At 50.2% G+C, this 5,085-nt stretch carries 1 tRNA gene and 3 rRNA genes; all 4 read left to right on the top strand.

The features are described from left to right. The first annotated feature begins 184 nt into the window (after nucleotides 1-184). The 4 genes from PCY09_RS10455 (at nucleotide 185) to rrf (ending at nucleotide 5,084) form a co-directional block, all read left to right on the top strand. Nucleotides 185-1,741: ribosomal RNA gene (locus PCY09_RS10455) — 16S ribosomal RNA — on the top strand. A 54-nt stretch (nucleotides 1,742-1,795) separates the two neighbouring features. Next, nucleotides 1,796-1,868: transfer RNA gene (locus tag PCY09_RS10450), tRNA-Ala, on the top strand. 120 nt (nucleotides 1,869-1,988) lie between these two features. Beyond that, nucleotides 1,989-4,888 (top strand): 23S ribosomal RNA (locus PCY09_RS10445). An 80-nt stretch (nucleotides 4,889-4,968) separates the two neighbouring features. Then, nucleotides 4,969-5,084, top strand: a 5S ribosomal RNA gene (gene rrf / locus PCY09_RS10440). The 16S, 23S and 5S rRNA genes sit together here with 1 tRNA gene alongside, the layout of an rRNA operon. Nucleotide 5,085 lies beyond the last annotated feature (1 nt).

Below are 5,085 nucleotides of genomic sequence, written 5' to 3'. Positions count from 1 at the left end.
TTCAAAAAAGTAGTTGACAGTTTAGCGAGTAGATGATATACTAAGATAGTTGTCTCCGAGGGAGGCAAAGACCTTTGAAAACTGAACAAGACGAACCAAGTGCAGGGTGACATAGAGATATGTGACCTGTCAAAGAACGAAAAATAAATCTGTCAGTGGACAGAAATGAGTAAGACTCAAACGCTTAAATGAGAGTTTGATCCTGGCTCAGGACGAACGCTGGCGGCGTGCCTAATACATGCAAGTAGAACGCACAGTATATACCGTAGCTTGCTACACCATAGACTGTGAGTTGCGAACGGGTGAGTAACGCGTAGGTAACCTGCCTGGTAGCGGGGGATAACTATTGGAAACGATAGCTAATACCGCATAATATTAATTATTGCATGATAATTGATTGAAAGATGCAACTGCATCACTACCAGATGGACCTGCGTTGTATTAGCTAGTAGGTGAGGTAACGGCTCACCTAGGCGACGATACATAGCCGACCTGAGAGGGTGATCGGCCACACTGGGACTGAGACACGGCCCAGACTCCTACGGGAGGCAGCAGTAGGGAATCTTCGGCAATGGACGAAAGTCTGACCGAGCAACGCCGCGTGAGTGAAGAAGGTTTTCGGATCGTAAAGCTCTGTTGTAAGAGAAGAACGGGTGTGAGAGTGGAAAGTTCACACTGTGACGGTATCTTACCAGAAAGGGACGGCTAACTACGTGCCAGCAGCCGCGGTAATACGTAGGTCCCGAGCGTTGTCCGGATTTATTGGGCGTAAAGCGAGCGCAGGCGGTTAGATAAGTCTGAAGTTAAAGGCTGTGGCTTAACCATAGTACGCTTTGGAAACTGTTTAACTTGAGTGCAGAAGGGGAGAGTGGAATTCCATGTGTAGCGGTGAAATGCGTAGATATATGGAGGAACACCGGTGGCGAAAGCGGCTCTCTGGTCTGTAACTGACGCTGAGGCTCGAAAGCGTGGGGAGCGAACAGGATTAGATACCCTGGTAGTCCACGCCGTAAACGATGAGTGCTAGGTGTTAGGCCCTTTCCGGGGCTTAGTGCCGCAGCTAACGCATTAAGCACTCCGCCTGGGGAGTACGACCGCAAGGTTGAAACTCAAAGGAATTGACGGGGGCCCGCACAAGCGGTGGAGCATGTGGTTTAATTCGAAGCAACGCGAAGAACCTTACCAGGTCTTGACATCCCGATGCCCGCTCTAGAGATAGAGTTTTACTTCGGTACATCGGTGACAGGTGGTGCATGGTTGTCGTCAGCTCGTGTCGTGAGATGTTGGGTTAAGTCCCGCAACGAGCGCAACCCTTATTGTTAGTTGCCATCATTCAGTTGGGCACTCTAGCGAGACTGCCGGTAATAAACCGGAGGAAGGTGGGGATGACGTCAAATCATCATGCCCCTTATGACCTGGGCTACACACGTGCTACAATGGCTGGTACAACGAGTCGCAAGTCGGTGACGGCAAGCTAATCTCTTAAAGCCAGTCTCAGTTCGGATTGTAGGCTGCAACTCGCCTACATGAAGTCGGAATCGCTAGTAATCGCGGATCAGCACGCCGCGGTGAATACGTTCCCGGGCCTTGTACACACCGCCCGTCACACCACGAGAGTTTGTAACACCCGAAGTCGGTGAGGTAACCTTTTAGGAGCCAGCCGCCTAAGGTGGGATAGATGATTGGGGTGAAGTCGTAACAAGGTAGCCGTATCGGAAGGTGCGGCTGGATCACCTCCTTTCTAAGGAAAAACGGAATGCACGATGGAGTCTTGTTTAGTTTTGAGAGGTCTTGTGGGGCCTTAGCTCAGCTGGGAGAGCGCCTGCTTTGCACGCAGGAGGTCAGCGGTTCGATCCCGCTAGGCTCCATTGGAACGATTAGTTCCAAGCTAGTCCATTGAAAATTGAATAACTATATCAAATAGTAACAAGAAATAAACCGAAACGCTGTGAATATTAATGAGTTTAAGACTGAAAGGTCAAAAATAAGGTTAAGTTAGTAAGGGCGCACGGTGGATGCCTTGGCACTAGGAGCCGAAGAAGGACGTGACAAACGACGAAATGCCTCGGGGAGCTGTAAGTAAGCGACGATCCGTGGATATCCGAATGGGGGAACCCAACAGGTAGATGCCTGTTACCCATATCTGTTAAGGATATGAGGAGGAAGACGCAGTGAACTGAAACATCTAAGTAGCTGCAGGAAGAGAAAGCAAAAGCGATTGCCTTAGTAGCGGCGAGCGAAGAGGCAGGAGGGCAAACCGAAGAGTTTACTCTTCGGGGTTGTAGGACTGCAATGTGGACTCAGAATTTATAGAAGAATGACTTGGGAAAGTCAGCCAAAGAGAGTAAGAGCCTCGTATTTTAAATAGATTCTGTACCTAGCAGTATCCTGAGTACGGCGGGACACGAGAAATCCCGTCGGAATCTGGGAGGACCATCTCCCAACCCTAAATACTCCCTAGTGACCGATAGTGAACCAGTACCGTGAGGGAAAGGTGAAAAGCACCCCGGGAGGGGAGTGAAATAGAACCTGAAACCGTGTGCCTACAACAAGTTCGAGCCCGTTAATGGGTGAGAGCGTGCCTTTTGTAGAATGAACCGGCGAGTTACGTTATGATGCGAGGTTAAGTTGAAGAGACGGAGCCGTAGGGAAACCGAGTCTGAATAGGGCGCAATAGTATCATGACGTAGACCCGAAACCATGTGACCTACCCATGAGCAGGTTGAAGGTGCGGTAAAACGCACTGGAGGACCGAACCAGGGCACGTTGAAAAGTGCTTGGATGACTTGTGGGTAGCGGAGAAATTCCAAACGAACTTGGAGATAGCTGGTTCTCTCCGAAATAGCTTTAGGGCTAGCGTCGACATCAAGATTCTTGGAGGTAGAGCACTGTTTGGGTGAGGGGTCCATCCCGGATTACCAATCTCAGATAAACTCCGAATGCCAATGAATTATGGTCGGCAGTCAGACTGCGAGTGCTAAGATCCGTAGTCGAAAGGGAAACAGCCCAGACCACCAGCTAAGGTCCCAAAATAATTGTTAAGTGGAAAAGGATGTGGGGTTGCACAGACAACTAGGATGTTAGCTTAGAAGCAGCTATTCATTCAAAGAGTGCGTAATAGCTCACTAGTCGAGTGACCCTGCGCCGAAAATGTACCGGGGCTAAAACAATTTACCGAAGCTGTGGATCCCTTAGGGGATGGTAGGAGAGCGTTCTATGTGTGGAGAAGGTGTACCGTGAGGAGCGCTGGAACGCATAGAAGTGAGAATGCCGGTATGAGTAGCGAAAGACAGGTGAGAATCCTGTCCACCGTAAGACTAAGGTTTCCAGGGGAAGGCTCGTCCGCCCTGGGTTAGTCGGGACCTAAGGAGAGACCGAAGGGTGTATCCGATGGCCAACAGGTTGATATTCCTGTACTAGAGTATGAAGTGATGGAGGGACGCAGTAGGCTAACTAAAGCAGACGACTGGAAGAGTCTGTCTAAGCAGTGAGGCGTGGTATGAGTCAAATGCTTATACCTGTAACGTTGAGCTGTGATGGGGAGCGAAGTTTAGTAGCGAAGTTAGTGATGTCACACTGCCAAGAAAAGCTTCTAGCGATGTATCATACTCTACCCGTACCGCAAACCGACACAGGTAGTCGAGGCGAGTAGCCTCAGGTGAGCGAGAGAACTCTCGTTAAGGAACTCGGCAAAATGACCCCGTAACTTCGGGAGAAGGGGTGCTGATTTAGGTCAGCCGCAGTGAATAGGCCCAAGCAACTGTTTATCAAAAACACAGCTCTCTGCTAAATCGTAAGATGATGTATAGGGGGTGACGCCTGCCCGGTGCTGGAAGGTTAAGAGGAGTGCTTAGCGGAAACGCGAAGGTATGAATTGAAGCCCCAGTAAACGGCGGCCGTAACTATAACGGTCCTAAGGTAGCGAAATTCCTTGTCGGGTAAGTTCCGACCCGCACGAAAGGCGTAATGATTTGGGCACTGTCTCAACGAGAGACTCGGTGAAATTTTAGTACCTGTGAAGATGCAGGTTACCCGCGACAGGACGGAAAGACCCCATGGAGCTTTACTGCAGTTTGATATTGAGTGTCTGTGCCACATGTACAGGATAGGTAGGAGCCTACGAGATCGGGACGCCAGTTTCGATGGAGGCGTTGTTGGGATACTACCCTTGTGTTATGGCCACTCTAACCCGGATAGGTGATCCCTATCGGAGACAGTGTCTGACGGGCAGTTTGACTGGGGCGGTCGCCTCCTAAAAGGTAACGGAGGCGCCCAAAGGTTCCCTCAGACTGGTTGGAAATCAGTCGCAGAGTGTAAAGGTATAAGGGAGCTTGACTGCGAGAGCTACAACTCGAGCAGGGACGAAAGTCGGGCTTAGTGATCCGGTGGTTCCGCATGGAAGGGCCATCGCTCAACGGATAAAAGCTACCCTGGGGATAACAGGCTTATCTCCCCCAAGAGTTCACATCGACGGGGAGGTTTGGCACCTCGATGTCGGCTCGTCGCATCCTGGGGCTGTAGTCGGTCCCAAGGGTTGGGCTGTTCGCCCATTAAAGCGGCACGCGAGCTGGGTTCAGAACGTCGTGAGACAGTTCGGTCCCTATCCGTCGCGGGCGTAGGAAATTTGAGAGGATCTGCTCCTAGTACGAGAGGACCAGAGTGGACTTACCGCTGGTGTACCAGTTGTCTTGCCAAAGGCATCGCTGGGTAGCTATGTAGGGAAGGGATAAACGCTGAAAGCATCTAAGTGTGAAACCCACCTCAAGATGAGATTTCCCATAACGCAAGTTAGTAAGAGCCCTGAGAGAAGATCAGGTTGATAGGTTAGGAGTGGAAGTGTGGTGACACATGGAGCGGACTAATACTAATAGCTCGAGGACTTATCCAATTTTCATTGAGCGCAGCGTTCGCAAAGTCTTGTTAGAAATGAGTAGTTATTCAATTTTGAGTAGATTAGATACTCAATAGTTAAGTGACGATAGCCTAGGAGATACACCTGTACCCATGCCGAACACAGCAGTTAAGCCCTAGAACGCCGGAAGTAGTTGGGGGTTGCCCCCTGTGAGATATGGTAGTCGCTTAGCA

It is taken from the genome of Streptococcus sp. SG2, assembly GCF_030439925.1.
GTDB classification, from domain to species: domain Bacteria; phylum Bacillota; class Bacilli; order Lactobacillales; family Streptococcaceae; genus Streptococcus; species Streptococcus gordonii.
Note: the sequence above shows the minus strand (reverse complement) of the source record. Positions and strands in the feature narration are given on the sequence as shown.